Origin of the sequence: Mesorhizobium sp. Mes31, assembly GCF_024519675.1 — a bacterium.
In the GTDB taxonomy this organism is placed as follows: Bacteria; Pseudomonadota; Alphaproteobacteria; order Rhizobiales; family Rhizobiaceae; genus Mesorhizobium.
Genome location: NZ_JALJRL010000001.1, coordinates 305,088 through 322,475, shown reverse-complemented (window position 1 = coordinate 322,475; position 17,388 = coordinate 305,088). Strand labels below are relative to the sequence as shown.

16 protein-coding genes are annotated in these 17,388 nt (G+C 64.9%); 5 read left to right on the top strand and 11 right to left on the bottom strand.

What is annotated here, in order from left to right; all coding sequences use genetic code 11:
• Positions 1-43 precede the first annotated feature (43 nt).
• From NR193_RS01460 to NR193_RS01425, 8 genes are all read right to left on the bottom strand, one after another.
• Complete coding sequence (locus NR193_RS01460; RefSeq protein ID WP_256749114.1) at positions 44-1,687, bottom strand: dihydroxyacetone kinase subunit DhaK; 1,644 nt, start codon at positions 1,685-1,687, stop codon at positions 44-46.
• 72 nt (positions 1,688-1,759) lie between these two features.
• Complete coding sequence (locus NR193_RS01455) at positions 1,760-2,773, bottom strand: ABC transporter ATP-binding protein (RefSeq protein ID WP_256749113.1); 1,014 nt, start codon at positions 2,771-2,773, stop codon at positions 1,760-1,762.
• Complete coding sequence (locus NR193_RS01450; RefSeq protein ID WP_256749112.1) at positions 2,766-3,878, bottom strand: ABC transporter ATP-binding protein; 1,113 nt, start codon at positions 3,876-3,878, stop codon at positions 2,766-2,768. Before NR193_RS01450 ends, NR193_RS01455 begins: the two co-directional genes overlap by 8 nt.
• 3 nt (positions 3,879-3,881) lie before the next feature.
• A complete protein-coding gene (locus tag NR193_RS01445; RefSeq protein WP_256749111.1) occupies positions 3,882-4,088 on the bottom strand; it encodes a hypothetical protein in 207 nt (68 codons plus the stop codon).
• Positions 4,085-5,035 carry a carbohydrate ABC transporter permease gene (locus NR193_RS01440; RefSeq protein WP_256749110.1) on the bottom strand — a complete coding sequence of 317 codons (951 nt, stop codon included), beginning with the start codon at positions 5,033-5,035 and terminating at the stop codon, positions 4,085-4,087. The genes NR193_RS01445 and NR193_RS01440 overlap by 4 nt, the downstream gene beginning before the upstream one ends.
• Positions 5,032-5,979, bottom strand: coding sequence for a carbohydrate ABC transporter permease (locus tag NR193_RS01435; protein WP_091581047.1), 948 nt, complete (start codon positions 5,977-5,979; stop codon positions 5,032-5,034). Before NR193_RS01435 ends, NR193_RS01440 begins: the two co-directional genes overlap by 4 nt.
• Positions 5,980-6,104: 125 nt before the next feature.
• Complete coding sequence (locus NR193_RS01430; RefSeq protein WP_256749109.1) at positions 6,105-7,436, bottom strand: ABC transporter substrate-binding protein; 1,332 nt, start codon at positions 7,434-7,436, stop codon at positions 6,105-6,107.
• 366 nt (positions 7,437-7,802) lie between these two features.
• Positions 7,803-8,492: a PIG-L deacetylase family protein gene (locus tag NR193_RS01425; protein WP_256749108.1), complete on the bottom strand. Its 690-nt coding sequence runs from the start codon at positions 8,490-8,492 to the stop codon at positions 7,803-7,805.
• A gap of 28 nt (positions 8,493-8,520) precedes the next feature.
• Between NR193_RS01425 and NR193_RS01420 the strand changes: the two genes are divergently transcribed.
• The 5 genes from NR193_RS01420 (at position 8,521) to nhaA (ending at position 15,609) form a co-directional block, all read left to right on the top strand.
• Positions 8,521-9,411 (top strand): DMT family transporter, encoded by an 891-nt coding sequence (locus NR193_RS01420; protein ID WP_256749107.1) that lies wholly within the window; start codon positions 8,521-8,523, stop codon positions 9,409-9,411.
• Between the two features lie 95 nt (positions 9,412-9,506).
• Positions 9,507-12,086: an ATP-dependent helicase HrpB gene (hrpB, locus tag NR193_RS01415; protein ID WP_256749106.1), complete on the top strand. Its 2,580-nt coding sequence runs from the start codon at positions 9,507-9,509 to the stop codon at positions 12,084-12,086.
• A 26-nt stretch (positions 12,087-12,112) separates the two neighbouring features.
• Positions 12,113-13,444, top strand: coding sequence for an ActS/PrrB/RegB family redox-sensitive histidine kinase (locus tag NR193_RS01410; RefSeq protein ID WP_256749105.1), 1,332 nt, complete (start codon positions 12,113-12,115; stop codon positions 13,442-13,444).
• Between the two features lie 85 nt (positions 13,445-13,529).
• Positions 13,530-14,093 (top strand): ActR/PrrA/RegA family redox response regulator transcription factor, encoded by a 564-nt coding sequence (locus NR193_RS01405; RefSeq protein ID WP_111544836.1) that lies wholly within the window; start codon positions 13,530-13,532, stop codon positions 14,091-14,093.
• 319 nt (positions 14,094-14,412) lie between these two features.
• The gene (gene nhaA / locus NR193_RS01400) at positions 14,413-15,609 is read left to right on the top strand and encodes a Na+/H+ antiporter NhaA (protein WP_256749104.1); all 1,197 of its coding nucleotides are present in this window, start codon (positions 14,413-14,415) and stop codon (positions 15,607-15,609) included.
• 148 nt (positions 15,610-15,757) lie between these two features.
• On the opposite strand, the gene NR193_RS01395 is transcribed toward nhaA, so the two are convergent.
• The 3 genes from NR193_RS01395 to NR193_RS01385 form a co-directional block, all read right to left on the bottom strand.
• The gene (locus tag NR193_RS01395) at positions 15,758-16,258 is read right to left on the bottom strand and encodes an MmcB family DNA repair protein (protein ID WP_256749103.1); all 501 of its coding nucleotides are present in this window, start codon (positions 16,256-16,258) and stop codon (positions 15,758-15,760) included.
• A gap of 253 nt (positions 16,259-16,511) precedes the next feature.
• Positions 16,512-16,676 carry a hypothetical protein gene (locus NR193_RS01390; protein WP_256749102.1) on the bottom strand — a complete coding sequence of 55 codons (165 nt, stop codon included), beginning with the start codon at positions 16,674-16,676 and terminating at the stop codon, positions 16,512-16,514.
• 389 nt (positions 16,677-17,065) lie between these two features.
• On the bottom strand, positions 17,066-17,374 hold the full coding sequence (locus tag NR193_RS01385) for a protamine-2 (modular protein) (RefSeq protein ID WP_256749101.1): 309 nt from the start codon (positions 17,372-17,374) through the stop codon (positions 17,066-17,068).
• Positions 17,375-17,388: the final 14 nt, after the last annotated feature.

The following is a 17,388-nucleotide window of genomic DNA, read 5'->3' as shown; positions in this document are numbered from 1 at the left end:
CGGCAGTATCGAAAGAACTGTCACTCGACAACTGAAGCATGCGTCAGGCCGCTGCATGCAGTGCGGCGACGGCCGCGAAGACCTCGGCCACGGCATGGGCACCGGGGTCGACCACGCCCTGCAGCTTGCTGCCGACATAGGCGGACCGCCCGGCCTTCGCCTTGTCCATCGCGGCGGTGGCCTCGGCGCCGCCTCGGGCAGCGGTTGCCGCCTCCTCCAGCCCCTTGGCGTTGAGCGCTTTGAGCGCTGGCTCCAGGGCATCGACCATGGTGCGATCGCCAATTCTCGCACCACCGTAGAAGGTCATCCGTTCGAGGCCCGCAAGCAGCGCCTTGGCCATGCTGGCACCGCCGTCCAGAGCCTGCGCCGCCGCCGTGAAGAAGATCGACAGCAGCACGCCGCTGGAGCCGCCCATGGATGCGCTCAGAATGTCGCCGACCGCGCCGAGGGTTGCGGCGGGGTCGGCAAGCGGCAGCGTATCCAGCCGGTCGAGGACACTGCGCGCGCCGGTCGCTACCGTCGAGCCGGTGTCGCCATCGCCAGCCTTGGCGTCCAGCCCGTTCAAGGTGGCTTCGAGCGAGATCAGCCTTTCGCAGATGGCTACTACAAGGCGCCTGCTGCGTGCATCCTGACTGGGCTTGCGGGCCGCGCTCTCGGTGGCGGGTTTCGCCAGCGGCATGACGGAAGGCGCGACAACGGGCTTGGCCGGCATCCAGGCGTGCGGGCCGACGGGCGCGCGCAGCGCCGCCTCGCGCGCTGCATCGAGCCGGATCAGCGACAGCGAGAAGCCGTTCATGTTGAGCGCCGTCATCAGCGGTCCAGGGCCGATCGTCAGCTTGACTGTCCGAGCGAGCGGCGAGGCAAGCACGGCATTGGCGACAAGCGACATTTCGAGCGGAGGGACGGAACCGAGATTGTTGATCAGCAAGGCATAGCTGGCTTTCGGGTCGAGCTCCGCCGCGAGGCGCTCCGCCATGATCGCGACCAGCCTGTCGACGCTTTGCACGGCGATGCGCTCGACACCCGGTTCGCCGTGAATGCCGAGACCGAGCTCGCCATCGTCCGCGCCAAACCTGTCTTCATGAGGTTGGCCCGGGATCGAACAGGACGACAGCGACATGCCGAGTGAAACGATGTCCGTTGCCGCCGCGCGCGCCGCCGCCGCGATGTCGGCCAGGTCGTGGCCGGCTTCCGACAGATGGCCTGATATCTTGTGCACGAACAAGGTGCCGGCAACGCCGCGCGGCTGGTTGATATCCGGCAAAGCTATATCGTCGGCGACGATCACCATCTCGACACGAAAACCTTCGGCGCGCGCCTTCTCGGCGGCCAGGCCGAAATTGAGGCGGTCGCCGGTGTAGTTCTTGACGATCAACAGGCAGCCGGCCGGGCCGGTGACCGCGCGAATGGCCGCCAGCACCGCCTCCACGCTGGGCGAGGCAAAGATCTCGCCCGAGACCGCCGCCGTCAGCATACCCTTGCCGACGAAGCCGGCGTGCGACGGCTCGTGCCCGGCGCCGCCGCCGGAAACGACGCTGACTTTCGTCCTGTCCCAATCGGCGCGCAGGATGACCTTGATCTCGGGATAGCCGTCGAGACGCGCGAGGTCGCCGGCGCCGATGGTCCGCAGCAGGCCATCCAGCGCCTCGGTGACGATCGTTTCCCTGCGATTGAAAAAGTGCTTCATCGAATTCGTCCAGTTCCATTCGTCAATCAGAAGCCGGTGTCGAACCCTTGTCAGGGGAACACCGAAAACCGTTCACATCAGCCTTTGTCCGTCGGCACCAAAATAGAGCGGCGACCGGTAGCGGATCACCACTTTGTCGCCCTGTGCCAGATCCGTGTCGGGATCGGTCAGCGTCACAAGCTTCCTGGAACCCACCGTCACATGCAGGTGGTTCTGGTCGCCGAGATGCTCGACCCAGTCGACAACACCGTCGGCATGGCCATTGGCGGCCTTGCCGATCGACAGATGTTCGGTGCGCGCGCCGATTGTCTTCGTTCCTGCCGGCGCGCCGCCGTCAGGCAGCAGACCGGCGGGCAGCAGATTGATCGCCGGCTGGCCGAGCCTCGCCGCGACATGCAGGTTTGCCGGCTCGGAATAGATCGTCCTCGGCGTGCCGATCTGCACCAGCACGCCATCGGCGAGGATCCCGATGCGGTCGGCCATGGTCATCGCCTCGATCTGGTCGTGGGTGACGTAGAGCATGGTGGCGCCGAGTTCGGACTGGATGCGCTTCAGTTCGAGCCGCAGATCAGCGCGCAGCTTGGCGTCGAGCGACGACAGCGGCTCGTCCATCAGATAGATGGCCGGCTTGCGCACCAGCGCGCGGCCGATGGCGACGCGCTGCATTTCGCCGCCCGACAGCTTGGTCGAGCGGTTGGCGAGCTTGTGATGGATGCGCACCATCTTCGCCACCTCCTCGACCCGGCGGCGGATCTGGTCTTCCGGCATTTTTCGCGCCGGCGAGCGCAGCGGGAAGGCAAGATTGTCGAACACCGACAGATGCGGGTAGAGCGAATATTGCTGGAACACGAAAGCGGTGTCGCGCTCGGCCGGCGACAGCGTCGTGGCATCGTGGCCGCCAATGCGAATCGTGCCGGCGTTCGGCCGCTCCAGCCCGGCGATCAGCCGCAGCGTCGTGGTCTTGCCGGCCCCGGTCGGCCCGAGCAGCACGACGAATTCGCCATCGGCGATATGCAGGTCGAGATCGTTGACGGCGACATGGTCGCCGAAGCTCTTGGTCACGTTTCTGATGTGCACCTCAGCCATGCTGTGCTCTCCGCTCCGAGGCCACATCGTGGATCGCGGTCCTCACCGCGCGGCCGGATCCCTTCTCGAACAGCGACAGGCGGGCGCTGCTCAGCGCCAGGCCGACATGATCGCCGGTGGCGAGGCGGATCTCGGCCGGCACGCGTGCCTTGATGATGCCGTCCGCTGTCTCCACCGCGACGATCTGCGTGGTGCCGAGATATTCGGTGCCGTAGATGGCGCCGCGCAGCCTGGAGGCATCGTCGAAGCGGATATGTTCCGGCCGGATGCCGAGCGCCATGTCGCCGGGCGCGATATCCTCGCGCACTTCCGGCACCACGACCTTCGCGCCCTGGACGACGATCTCCCTGGCGCCCTTTGCCAATCCGCCGCCAAATCTCAGGAAATTCATCGGCGGCGAGCCGATGAAGTCGGCGACGAACATGGTTGCCGGACGATCGTAGATCTCACGCGGCGTGCCGAACTGTTCGATGACGCCATGGTTCATCACCGCGATCTTGTCGGCCATCGACATCGCTTCCATCTGGTCATGCGTGACATAGACGGTGGTGGCGTGGATGCGGTTGTGCAACTCGCGCAACTCATGGACCATCAGATCGCGGAATTCGGTATCAAGGGTCCCCAGCGGTTCATCCATCAGGAAGCATTTTGGCCGCCGCACGATGGCGCGGCCGAGCGCCACCCGCTGGCGGTCGCCGCCGGCAAGGCCGGAGACGGATTTGTTGAGCAGATGATCGATGCGCAACAGCTTCGCCGTCTCCTCGACCCGGGTGCGGATTTCGGCCGAAGGCATGCCTTGAGCCAGCAAGGGGAAGCCGATGTTCTTGCGCACGTTCATGTGCGGATAGAGCGCGAACAGCTGGAAGACGAAAGCGATATCGCGCTCGCGGGCGCGGCGCATGGTGACGTCCTCGCCGCCGAGCAGGATCTCGCCGCCCGTCGGCAATTCGAGCCCGGCGATCATGCGCAAGGTCGTCGTCTTGCCGCAGCCCGAAGGCCCGAGCATGACGAAGAACTCGCCATCCTCGACGACGAAGTTGGAATCCTGCACGGCGACGAAATCGCCGAAGGCCTTTCTCAGATGCTGAACACGAATCTCGGCCATCACCTACTCCGGAAATTTCGAGACGATGATGAACATCACGGTGCCGGCGAGCATGGTGATGAAGGAATAGGTGTAGAGCGACAGCGCGAAGGGCTGGAACAGCATCAGGAAGCCGATGGCGATCAGCGCCGTCGCGATGTTTTCCATCAGGCCGCGCCTGGCCCAGACCGGCCAGCGCGATTTGCGTTTAACGGGATTGGTCATGCTCATTTGCGCACCGCGCCGAAGGTGATGCCGCGCAGCAGCTGCTTGCGAAGCAGGATGGTGAAGACAAGGATCGGCACCAGGAAGATCGTCGTGCCGGCAGCCACGGCCGGCCAGTCCTGGCCGCCTTCGCCGATGATGGTCGGGATGAACGGCGGCGCGGTCTGCGCCGTGCCGGAGGTCAAGAGGGCGGCGAAGGCATATTCGTTCCAGGCGAAGATCAGGCAGAAGATCGCGGTCGCGGCAATGCCGGTCGTCGCCTGAGGCAGCACGGTGCGCCAGAAGGCCTGCAGCCGCGTATAGCCGTCGATCATCGCCGCTTCCTCATATTCGCGCGGAATCTCGTCGATGAAGCCTTTGAGCAGCCAGACCGCCAGCGACACGTTGACCGCCGTGTAGAGCAGGATCATGCCGAGCGCGGTGTCGGACAGGCCGAGCTCGCGGTACATCAGGTAGATCGGAATGGCGACGGCTATCGGCGGCATCATGCGCGTCGACAGGATGAAGAACAGAAGGTCGTCGGCCAGCGGCACCTTGAAGCGCGAGAAGCCATAGGCCGACAGCGTGCCGAGGAAGACGGCACAGAAGGTCGAACCGAAGGCGATGATCAGCGAATTGACGAAGCGCGGCACGAAGTTGGACGGACCGGCGATGACCATGTTGCGCTTGCGCGTGGTCTCGTCGCAGAAGCTCGTCGCCGGGCCCAGCGAGTTGATGTATTCCGGTGTCTGCCGCGTCCGCGTCGTGAACAAATTGCAGTAGCCTTCGAGGCTCGGCTGGAACAGGATCTTGGGCGGATAGGCGATCGAATCCGGCGGGGTCTTGAAGCTGGTGGCGAAGATCCACAGCAGCGGCACGATCGAGATCAGTGCATAGGCAATGATGATCGCGCCGGCGATCCGCTTCGAATTCGCAGAGGGTGCGACGACCGAGTGGGCAGTGGTCAGGCTCATCTCTGCTTCACCTTGTTGAGCGCCTTGACGTAGATGTTGGCCAGCCCGAACACGGCGACGAACAGGATGATGGCGAAGGCCGAGGAATAGCCGGTGCGCCAGCTCTCGAAAGCCTGCCGCTTCAGCGTGATCGAGGCGACCTCGGTGGTCGAGCCCGGCCCACCGCCGGTCAACAGATTGACCATGTCGAACATCTTGAAGTTCTCGATGCCGCGAAACAGCACCGCCAGCATGATGAAGGGCAGCGCCATCGGCAGCGTGATCGACCAGAACTGCCGCCAGTTCGAGGCGCGGTCGACCTCGGCCGCCTCATAGATGTATTCGGGGATCGAACGTAAGCCGGCGAGGCAGATCAGCATCACGTAAGGTGTCCACATCCAGGTGTCGACGATGATGATCGACCACGGCGCCAGCGAGACGTTGGAGAGCATCTGGATATTCGTCGGCGGAATGCCTGACACGAAGGAGATGGCATAGGCGAACAGGCCGATCTGCGGCTCGTAGAGGAAGCGCCAGAAATTGCCGACCACCGCCGGCGACAGCATCATCGGCACCAGGATCAGCGTCGTCCAGAAGGCATGGCCACGGAATTTCCTGTCGATCAGCCAGGCCAGCGTGAAGCCGATCAGCGTCTGCAAGAGGATGGTCCAGAACACGAAATGCGCCGTCGTCTGCATGGCGATCCAGATGTCCTGGTCGCCGAGGATGCGCTGATAGTTGGCGAAGCCGAGATTCTTCACCACCTCGTTGGGCCGGTTGGCGCGGTAATTGGTGAACGACAGATAGATCGCCCAGAACAGCGGAAAGATGTTGATGGCGAGCAGCAACAGGATCGTCGGCGAGATGAACAGCCAGGCGAGTCCCTTGTCGCTGATGCCCCGGACCTTGCGGGCCAACGGTTCCGGGGTCGCCCGGGCAACGTTCTCCGCGGTCCGATTGAGCATGGTCAGTCCTGCTTCGGTCACTTGGGTCGTCTCTGTCATGAATTTATCTGAACTGCGTCCCGTGCCAAGGGCGGCACGGGACGCTTCGGCCTAGCTCGGGAGGAGCCGGTTACATCTTGCCCCGGTTACATTTTGCCATCGTCCTGGAAGACCTGGGTCCAGTCTTTGACCAGGCCGTCGAGTGCATCCTTGGCCGAACCCTGGCCGGCGACGACATAGTCATGGAAGCGCTTCTGCGAGGCCTGCAGCAGCGGCGCGTAGCTCGGCTCGGCCCAGAAGTCCTTCACGATGGCCATCGAGTCGAGGAAGGTCTGCGCGTAGGGCTGGCTGGCCGGGAACTTCGGGTCCTTTACCACCGCGTTGAGGCATGAATATCCGCCGAGCGACCACCACTTGGCCTGGACGTCCTTGTTGGCGAACCACTTGATGTATTTCAGCGCCGATTCCTGCTTGTCGGAATAGGACACCACCGAGATACCCTGGCCGCCGAGCTGGGCGAACTGGTCGCCGTCAGGCCCCTTGGGGTTGACGAAGTAGCCGATCTTGTCGCCGCCGACATTCTCGTCCTTCTGTAGGCCCGGCCACGTGAAGGCAAAGTTCATGTGCATCGCCACCTGGCCGGATTTGAAGGCATCGACGCCTTCGCCCATGTAGCTGTTCGAGGCGCCCGGCGGGGTGCAGCAATCATAGAGCGCCTTGTAGAACTCCAGGCCCTTCACCGACTTGTCGGAGTTGACGTAGCCTTCCATCTCGTAGGGCTTCTTGGGGTTCTCGTACTGGAAGCCGTAGCTGTAGAGCACGTCCATGGCGCCCATGGTGATGCCTTCCGAGCCGCGCTCGGTGTAGATCGAGGCGCCATAGACGGTCTTGCCGTCGATCTGCCGCTTCTGGAAGAATTCGGCGATCTGCTTCAACCGGTCGAAGGTCGCCGGCGGGCCGAGATCCCAGCCGTATTTCTCCTTGAATTCCTTCTGCAGCTCCGGCTTGGAGAACCAGTCCTTGCGATAGGTCCAGCCGACGACGTCGCCCATCGCCGGCAGCGCCCAATAGTTCGGCGTGTTCTTCGGCCATTCCGAATAGCCGACGACCGTTGCCGGCACGAAGTCGTCCATGCTGATCTTCTCCTTGTCGAAGAAGTCGTTCAGCTTGACGTAGTGGCCGTTCTCGGCGGCGCCGCCGATCCACTGGCTGTCGCCGATGATGAGGTCGCACAGCTTGCCGTGCGAGTTCAGCTCGTTGAGAAAGCGATCGGCGTAGTTGGTCCACGGCACGAATTCGAATTTCATGCCGATGCCGGTTTCCTTGGTGAAGTCCTTGGACAGTTCGACAAGCGCGTTGGCCGGGTCCCAGGCGGCCCAGCAAAGCGTCAGGTCTTCAGCGTGCGCGACGTTCGAGACCGCTGTCGACGCAACCATCGCCGAGGCCAGTCCCAACGCCATTTTCAAGCTCGATTTCATGCCTTCCTCCCATTTGCGAAACGCGCCCGGATGACGGTTTCAAGAGCCCTCAACCCCTCTCCTCAGGGGCCTAAACATGGCGGCGCCGGAGCGCGGCAGATGTTTAGTAATTTGTTTAGTGATGCAATTTTTACTAAACAAGGCAAGCGAATTCGTTGCTGCGCCGCAGCATGCCGGCGCCGGTGTCTGAAAACGTTGGAAAAAGTGCGGATCGCTGGTCGGTCCCTGTGGGCTGTGGGGAGCCGGGCAGGTCGATCCCGAGCAGACCTGAAGGTCGTTTCGGTTCTCTGTCTTGACGCAATTCCCAAGGGAAAGCGCTGTGCGCTTTTCCCGGGAAAACCGTTTCACACTTTACCTGGAATTTGCTCAGTCGACCCGTCTGGTGCTGACCATCACCGTCCGGATCGGCGGCGCCGGCGGCAGCAGGGCACGGATGTCGGCGAAGGGGAACGTCGGCTCGAAGCGATACGCTTCGGCCAGCGCGCCTTGCGCACCGTTGCACTGACCGGACCGAAAGGCGTTCTGCGTTCGCGCCGCGTCGACGAAGCGCTCCGGGTCCTGCGACTGGTGCATGCGGATCGCCTTTGCCTTGACGGCGGCATGCGCGGAAATATCGACATAGTGCGTCGGTGAAAAACCGGTGCCGCCGAGCGTGTCGGCATGCAGCACCGGCACCGCGAACGAGGCGGCGATGCGCACGCCATCCGACAACGCGCGGTGGTCGCCGTGGTAGTCGTTCGGCGCGTGGGTGATCGCGAGATCCGGGCCGATCTCGCCGATCAGCGTCTTCAGCGCCGCGATGAGTGCCGCGTCGGCCACCAGCGCGCCGTCCGGGAAGTCGAGGAAGCGTGGCGCGGCACCAAGCAGGGCCGCTGCTTGGGCCGCCTCCTGCCGGCGCGCCCGGGCAAGCGCGCCGGGATCACCCTTGCCGCCCCTGGCGCCATCCGTGGCTATGGCAAAAGTGAGTTCTGCGCCTTGCGCGGCATAGGCTGCCATCGTACCGAACATGAAGATCTCGATGTCGTCCGGATGCGCGCCGAGAGCCAGTATTTTCACGCTACTCTCTCCCCGGAAATGGAAAAACGTGACGAACGGAATCCTGCTCGCCCTGATCGCCTACGCAAGCTATTCGGGCAGCGACGCCGTTGTCAAAAGCCTGGGCGGACAATTCACGGTCTTCGAGATCGGCTTCTTCTCGACCTTGTTTGCCGGCTGTTTTCTCTTCTTCGCGCGGCCGGCACACGAGCGCTGGCGCGATTTCTGGCGCACCAGTCGTCCCTGGGCTGTGCAGGCCCGAGCCTGGACGGGCATCGCCTCGGGCGTGCTCAGCGTCTACGCCTTCACCACGATTCCGCTGGCGGAGGTCTATGCGCTGGTCTTCCTGGCGCCGCTGTGCGTCACCATCCTCTCCACGGTCATCCTCAAGGAGAAGGTCGGGCCGTGGCGCTGGCTGGCGGTGGTAGCCGGCTTCGCCGGCGTCATGCTGGTGGTGCGCCCGGGCTTTCGCGAGCTCAATCTCGGCCATCTTGCCGCCTTCGGCGTTGCCTTCCTCGCCGCCACCAGCGTCATCCTGATGCGCTCGCTCGCACAGCAGGAAAAGCGCACGACCATGCTGGGCGTGCTGATCGGCTATGGGCTGCTGTTCAACGGCATCGGTGCCGCCGCCACGTCCTTCACGGTTCCCGACGGAAAACAGCTTATGTGGCTGGTGATGGCAGGCGCCTTCACCGCCTGTGGACAATTGCTGCAGTTGCTGGCCGTCAAATACGCGCCCGCCAACCGGGTCGCGCCGACGCATTATTCGCAGATCGTCTGGGCGGTGATCCTCGGTGCGCTGTTCTTCCAGGAGTATCCTGACTGGCTGTCCCTGGTCGGGCTCGCGGTCGTCGGCGGCTCCGGCCTGCTGACCATGGTGCGCGAGGAAGCGCGGCTGGGCACGGTGCGCTGGAATCCGTTTTCCAGGACCCGGCTTTGAACCGGCCGCGATCCCATGAGTTGCAAGGTCACCGCGACCGCTGATATGCGGGCGAGGCGGGCCTGCCGCGATTGGATGAACGCATTCCTGGACCGATGACGACAAACCCCTTGCCGGAGCTTCCGGTATCCGCCGTGCTGCCGGCTCTGAGTGAGGCGCTTGGCCATGGCAACAGCGCTGTGCTGGTGGCGCCGCCGGGCGCCGGCAAGACAACGCTGGTGCCCCTGGCGCTGCTCGACGCGCCGTGGCTGGGTGTCGGCAAGATCGTTTTGCTCGAACCGCGCCGGCTCGCCGCCCGCGCCGCCGCCCGCCGCATGGCCGAACTCATCGGCGAGGAACCCGGCGCCACCGTAGGCTACGCCATGCGCATGGAAAACCGCACCTCGGCCCGGACAAGAATTCTCGTCGTCACCGAAGGCGTGCTGGCGCGCATGATCCTCGACGATCCCGAACTGCCCGGCGTCTCGGCGGTGATCTTCGACGAATTCCACGAGCGTTCGCTCGATGGCGATTTCGGCCTCGCTCTGGCGCTCGACGTGCAAGGGGCGCTGCGGCCGGATCTGCGGCTGCTGGTGATGTCGGCGACGCTCGATGGCGCGCGTGTCGCGAAACTGCTGTCGGGCGCGCCAGTGATCGAAAGCGAGGGCCGCGCCTTCCCTGTCGATGTCCGCTACGACGAACGGCCGGCCGGCGCCACCATCGAGGACGCCATGGCCAAGGCGATCCGCTCGGCGCTCGCCGACGAGAGCGGCAGTGTGCTCGCCTTCCTGCCCGGCCAGCGCGAGATCGAGCGCACCGCCGAGCGGCTGGCGGACAAGGTCGGGGCCGGCACCGACATCGTGCCGCTCTACGGCATGCTCGACGGCAAGGCGCAGGACGCGGCGATCAAGCCGGCGCCGGCCGGCCGCCGCAAGGTGGTGCTGGCCACCTCGATCGCCGAGACGTCGATCACCATCGACGGTGTGCGCGTCGTCATCGATTCCGGCCTGTCGCGGCTGCCGCGCTACGAGCCGGCCAGCGGCCTCACCCGGCTGGAAACCGTGCGCGTCAGCAAGGCTTCGGCCGACCAGCGCGCCGGTCGTGCCGGGCGCACGCAAGCTGGTGTCGCCATCCGGCTGTGGCGCGCCGAGCAGACGGCTGCACTCCCCGCCTTCACGCCGCCGGAGATCCTCGAGGCGGACCTGTCCGGCCTGCTGCTAGACTGCGCCGCCTTCGGCGTCGCCGATCCGACGGCACTCGCCTTCCTCGATCCGCCGCCGGCTCCGGCGCTCAACGAGGCAAGGGCGCTGCTGCGCGCGCTGGATGCCGTCGACGAGGCGGGACGCCTGACGGAAGCGGGCATGGCGATGCGTAAGCTCGCCCTGCCCGTGCGGCTGGCGCATATGGTTGCCGAGGCAGCCCGGAGCGGCCATGCCGACGAGGCGGCCATGCTTGCCGTGCTGCTCACCGAGCGTGGGCTTGGCGGCGAAGGTGCTGATCTCGAACGGCGGCTGATGCGGTTTCGGTCTGAACGATCGCCGCGCGCGACCGCCGCGCGGCAGCTCGCCGAGCGGCTGGCGAGGCAGGCAGCCTCTCCTTCACCCTCCCCCTTGTGGGGAGGGTCGATCCGCGAAGCGGAGCGGGGTGGGGGCAGGCTGAGCGCGGCACCCCCACCCCGTCTCCCTCGCCTTGCTGTGCAAGGCTCGCTCGCCGACCCTCCCCACAAGGGGGAGGGTGCCGGCGCCCTGCTCATCCATGCCTGGCCGGACCGGGTGGCGAAGGCACGCGGCGAGCGCGGCCGCTTCGTTCTGGCCAACGGTTCCGGCGCCATGCTCGACGCCGCCGACCCGCTGGCGGGCGAGCCGTTTCTGGTCGTCGCCGATTTGCAGGGCAAGGCGCAGAATGCCCGTATCACGGCGGCCGCCGCCATCAGCGAGGACGATATCCGCGCCACGCTGGCGGACAGGATCGAGACCCGCAGGCAAACGAGCTTCGACCGCGACCGCCGCGCCGTGCGCATGCGCGAAACGGTGCGCCTCGGCGCCATTGCCCTGTCCGAGCGCATGCTGCCGCCTCCAACCGGCGCGGACGCCGATCGTGCCATTCTCGACGCCTTGCGCGAGCATGGGCTTTCGCTGCTCACCTGGAGCAAGGAGGCGCAGACGCTGCGCCAGCGGCTGTCCTGGTTGCATCGCGGTCTTGGCCCGCCATGGCCCGATATGGCCGATGCAGCCCTTCTCGATCGCCTCGACGACTGGCTGCTGCCGTTCCTGTCCGGCGCGGCATCCTTTGCCGCCATCGATCCGGGTATTGTCTCGGCAGGGCTCGCCGCGCTCGTGCCGCACGACTTGCAGCGCAGGATCGATACGCTGGCGCCCACCCATTTCGATGTCCCGTCGGGCAGCCACGTGCCGATCCGCTATGAAGGCGAATGGCCGGTGCTGGCGGTTCGCGTGCAGGAACTGTTCGGCCTCGACCGCCATCCTGCCATCGCCAATGGCACCGTGCCGCTGACGCTCGAACTCCTGTCGCCGGCGCACCGGCCGATCCAGACGACACGCGACCTGCCCGGTTTCTGGCGCGGCTCCTGGGCCGACGTGCGCGCCGACATGCGCGGCCGCTACCCCCGGCATGTCTGGCCTGAAAACCCGCTGCTCGCCGCCGCCACCGCCCGCGCCAAGCCGCGCGGGACCTAGCGTTCCTGGCCCGGCGGCTGTAATCCATGGCCATGATCAACGTTTTGCGTTCGCCCGATTTCCAGCAGAGCCAGAGACTGCGCCTCAACACGCTGATCCGGCTGCGCTGGCTTGCCATTGTCGGCCAGAGCCTGACCGTGCTCGTCGTCGCCTATGGCCTGAAATTCCCGCTGCCGGTCAGCCTCTGCTTCGCCTTGATCGCCTGTTCGGCCTGGATGAACCTGTTTCTGGCTTTCCGGTTTCCGGCCGCGCACCGGCTCACCCCGCTCGCGGCCTTCGGCATCCTCGTCTTCGACAGCCTGCAGCTTGCCGGCCTGCTCTACATGACCGGCGGCCTCACCAATCCGTTCTCGCTGCTGATGACCGTGCCTGTGGTCATTTCGGCGACATCGCTGCCCCTGCGCCTGACCGCCATCCTCGGCGGGCTGGTGATGTCGGCGGCGACCTTGCTGGTTTTCATCCATCTGCCCTTGCCCTGGTATGAAGGCGCGCCGCTGGCGATGCCCTTCATCTATGTCGCGGGAATGTGGATGGCGGTGCTGTCCTCGATCGCCTTCACCGCCATGTACGCCTTCCGGGTGGCCGCCGAAGCGCGGCTTCTGGCCAACGCGCTTGCCGCCACCGAACTGGTGCTGCAGCGCGAACAACACCTGTCGGCGCTCGACGGGCTGGCCGCGGCGGCCGCGCACGAGCTCGGCACGCCGCTCGCCACCATCACGCTTGTCGCCAAGGAGATGGAAAAGGCGCTCGGCAACGATCCGAAATACGGGGAAGACGTGAAGCTGCTTCGCTCGCAGAGCGAGCGCTGCCGCGAGATCCTCAAGCGCCTGACCAGCCTGTCGTCCGAGGGCGAGGCGCATCTTTCCCGGCTGCCGCTGACCTCTTTGGTCGAGGAGGTCACCGCCCCGCATCGCGACTTCGGCATCTCGATCAAGCTTCGGCCTGGCGAGCGCATCGGCCCCGAACCGGTCGGACGCCGCAATCCGGGCGTCATCTATGGCCTCGGCAACCTGGTCGAAAACGCGGTCGACTTTGCCCGCAAGAGCGTCACCGTGAGCTGGAGCTGGGACGAGGCCATCGTCACCTTCTCGATCATCGATGATGGACCCGGATTCCCGGCCGAGATCATCGACCGTATCGGCGAACCCTACATGTCGACGCGCCAGGGCACCGAAGCCGGCGGCGGCCTGGGGCTGGGCCTGTTCATCGCCAAGACGCTGCTCGAACGCTCGGGGGCGACGCTCGATTTTCGCAATTCGAGCGGCCTGGGCGAGGGCGCCGTGGTACAGATATCATGGCCGCGCGGCGTGTTCCTCAATCCGGAAGTCACCTCGGCCAGTATGTTCGACACCGCCTGAGAGCCCTTCGGGGGCTCTAAGAATTGGACAACGGGGCTCAGGAACTATATCTGCGTAAAATTGAGGCAGCAGGAATTTTGAGACTATGACAGGCGACGAAAATATTGGCGCAATGGTTGAAGGCGAGGACACCTCGCTGCTCATCGTCGATGACGACAAGCCGTTCCTTACGCGTCTGGCTCGCGCCATGGAGACCAGGGGCTTTGTGGTCGAGACGGCCGAGAGTGTCGAGGAAGCGGTCGCCAAGGCGCGCGCCAACCCGCCCGCCTATGCCGTGGTCGACATGCGTCTCGGCGATGGCAACGGCCTCGACGTGGTCGCGGCCATCCGCGAGAAGCGTGACGATTCCCGCACCATCATCCTGACCGGCTATGGCAACATCGCCACGGCGGTGACGGCGGTGAAGCTTGGCGCCGTCGACTATCTGTCGAAGCCGGCCGACGCCGACGACATCTTTGCCGCGTTGACCCGCACCGCCGGCGAGCGCGCGGCGCCTCCGGAAAACCCGATGTCGGCCGACCGCGTCCGCTGGGAGCATATCCAGCGCGTCTACGAAATGTGCGAGCGCAATGTCTCCGAGACCGCGCGCCGGCTCAACATGCATCGCCGCACCTTGCAGCGGATCCTGGCCAAACGCGCGCCGCGTTAGGATCTCTGGACACGCGGGGCAATTGCTTCGGACCAATGACAAGTGTCCAACTTGTGGCAGAGACCACCAATCGCCGAGGTTAGCGCCGCCCCTCATCGCCCTGCCGGGCACTTCTCCCCGTATAGTGACGGGGAGAAGGGGCTGGCCGCAACGCTGGCGCCTTACTTGTGACGCTGGTGATTGGCGAAACCGGTGATGAGAGCGCCCCTCTCCCCGTCACCACGGGGAGAGGATGCCGGCAGGCAGGTGAGGGGCAGCGCAAACGCCTGTAAAAAGAGTAATTGGGCAACTTCGAAATCAGCAGCTTAACGGAGGCGACATGCGGGACTTGAAGCAGCGGCCGGTTTCCGTCTTCCGCGAATTTCTCGATGGCGAGGCGGCTGGCGGCATCATCCTGATGGCGGCGGCGGCCCTTGCCCTGATCGTCGCCAATTCGCCGCTCTCGCAAACCTATTTCGCCGTTCTCCACGCCTATCTCGGTCCGCTCAGCGTCTCGCACTGGGTCAATGACGGGCTGATGGCGGTGTTCTTCCTGCTCGTCGGGCTGGAGATCAAGCGCGAGATGCTGGACGGCCAGCTGTCCACCTGGCCCAGGCGCGCGCTGCCCGGCATCGCCGCCGCCGGCGGCATGCTGGTTCCGGCACTCGTCTATGTCGCCGTCAACCGCGACAATGCGGCGGCACTCTCCGGCTGGGCGATACCGACCGCCACCGACATCGCCTTCGCGCTCGGCGTGCTGTCACTGCTCGGCAGCCGCGTGCCGGCCTCGCTGAAGGTCTTTCTCACCGCGCTCGCCATCATCGATGATCTCGGCGCCGTCATCATCATCGCCATATTCTACACCAGCGGCCTGTCATCAGCCTATCTCGCCGCTGCCTTCGCGGTCATTGCCGTGCTCGTCGTGCTCAACCGCATGCGGGTGATGACGCTGGTGCCCTACCTCGTCCTCGGCGTCATCCTGTGGGTGCTGGTGCTGAAATCGGGCGTCCATGCGACGCTTGCCGGCGTGGCGCTGGCATTGACCATTCCGCTCGAACGCTCCGCCGGGGTCGGCCACGATCTCGACCATTCGCCGCTGCACCGGCTCGAGCACGGCCTGCACAAGATAGTGCCCTTCGTCGTCATCCCGATCTTCGGCTTCGCCAATGCCGGCGTTTCGCTGGCCGGCCTGAGCCTTGGCGCGCTGATCCAGCCGTTGACGCTGGGTGTCGCCGCCGGCCTCGTGGTCGGCAAGCTGGTCGGCGTGTTGGGCTCCTCCGCACTTGCCATAAGGCTCGGCGTCGCCGACCTGCCGGCCCATGCCGGCTGGTCGCACATGATCGGCGTCTCGCTGCTCTGCGGCATCGGCTTCACCATGAGCCTGTTCATCGGCCTGCTCGCCTTCGCCAGCGATGTGGCGCTGCAGGATGCGGTCAAGGTCGGCATCCTCGCCGGCTCCTTCATCGCCGCCATCCTCGGCGCCGCCGTGCTGCTGATGGCGCCGGCGGCTGGTGGTGTGGATGAGGGCGAAGGGTAGGGTCGTTCCCGCCTCTTGGTTCCTCGCCCCCGCAACGCGGGGAGGGGTGGCCCGGAAAAGCCGGGACGGAGAGGGGACGACCTCCGCGAAGCTCGAACCGGTGAAGGATAGGGTGAAGCCTGTCAGCCGCAGTGATGTTTGGCGGATGTTACTCGCTCTCACCTTCCAGCGCCGGCACCGAAACGCCGGCAAGCTCAGCCGCCAGCAGCCGTGCGGCACCAGCCCGTGCGATCCGCAGCATCAGTGCCTTGCGCGTTGCCGCCGCCATGCGATGCTCGGGCGCATCGCGCAGGATCTCGGCGCCGTAGCCGTCGGAGAGGATGAAGCCGCACTCCTCGGGAAAGATCTCCGCGGGCACGCCGGGATGGGTGGCGAAGAAGAAGCGGTCGGAGTGCAGCCGGTAGTCGGGCCATTTGCGGTCGACGCGGAAATCCTCGATCGAGGACTTGATCTCGATGATCCAGATGTCGCCCTGCCGGGTCAGCGCCACGAGGTCGGCGCGGCGGCCGGTGGCCAGCGACAGTTCGGGCAGCACATGCGCGCCCATTTCCCTCAACAGCCGCTGCACCCCGCGCCGCACCAGCATGGCGCGCTCAGATTGGCGACCGTCGATGAGCGGATTGATTGCTATGGGTGAGATGATTGGCATGCATGCACCATGCCAGATTTTGTTCACGGTTTGAACCTGTTTTATGCGGGCGATTATCTGGTTGACAAACCCAGATGAAAAAATCGGAATCCAGTCCTCGACAGGTCGGGCTCTCACCTCCGTAAAACTGTACATTGATTTTTAATCGAGAACTGGATGCCGGGGGGCACCACGGTCCCGCCCGGTCACCCCAACGCTGTCCGGCGCAGACCCGGCTATCCTGCGTCAACCTGAACGCTGGTCGACTCTTCCCCTACGCGGTCTTAACCGCAGGAGCGTGAGGGAGCATCCAAGCCTTCTCTTCTGCAAGGAGCTTCAAGAGCAGACCGCGATTTACGGGGTCTGTTTCCGTTTCCAGCCTCTTTTCGAAGTGCTTGATATTCTCTCGATGTATGAACTCGGCATCGCTGACCGGCATCTCGCGCTCCTTTCAGGAGGCTTGAGCAAGCCAGTACGCTATGCCTTTCGCGGCACTGGGTCCAATGAAACATCACAATTCAGGCTGCGGCATGGGCGCCACCCATCCGCGGGGCAAATGGCCGGTGCAGTTCGGGCTCTTTGGGGTATGGACTGCACCGGCCACTGCGGAAGGGTCCTACGTTCCCCGCGCTGCTCAAACTATAGGCATATTAGAAATAGCGCAATTAACCCTGTCGGCGACACCCAGCCATAGGGAACGGGGTTCCCTGTGGAAACTGGTGCGGCCGCTTGTCGGCGCGGCCGCGCGTTTGATTTGGCCGTTGCCTTGCGTCTGATGAACCGCGAAGGCCCGGCCCATTCCTGGGCCTTCGCGTTTACCGGCTCTCGTCAGAAGTGAATCCAGACGGCTCTGCGGAAACATCTCCGGTGCCAGTGGCCGCGATGCCGGTAGCGACGGCAAACCCGTCTCCACACGCGGCGGCGCCTCCTGCGATACCAGTGTACGGGCTCGATGCCGTTCTGGGTATCGGGACCATCCGGCTCCAGAATGTCGTCGGAAGGCTTGTCGAGCTCGTCGAGAATGCCGGGTCCCGTATTCGGGATGCCAGCCAATGCGGTACCAGGGCGCGCGACGGTGATCACGGCCGCGGTCCCCGCCAGTCCAAGCATTCCAGTCAGAAACAATCGCCGATCCATGCCAACCTCCATCG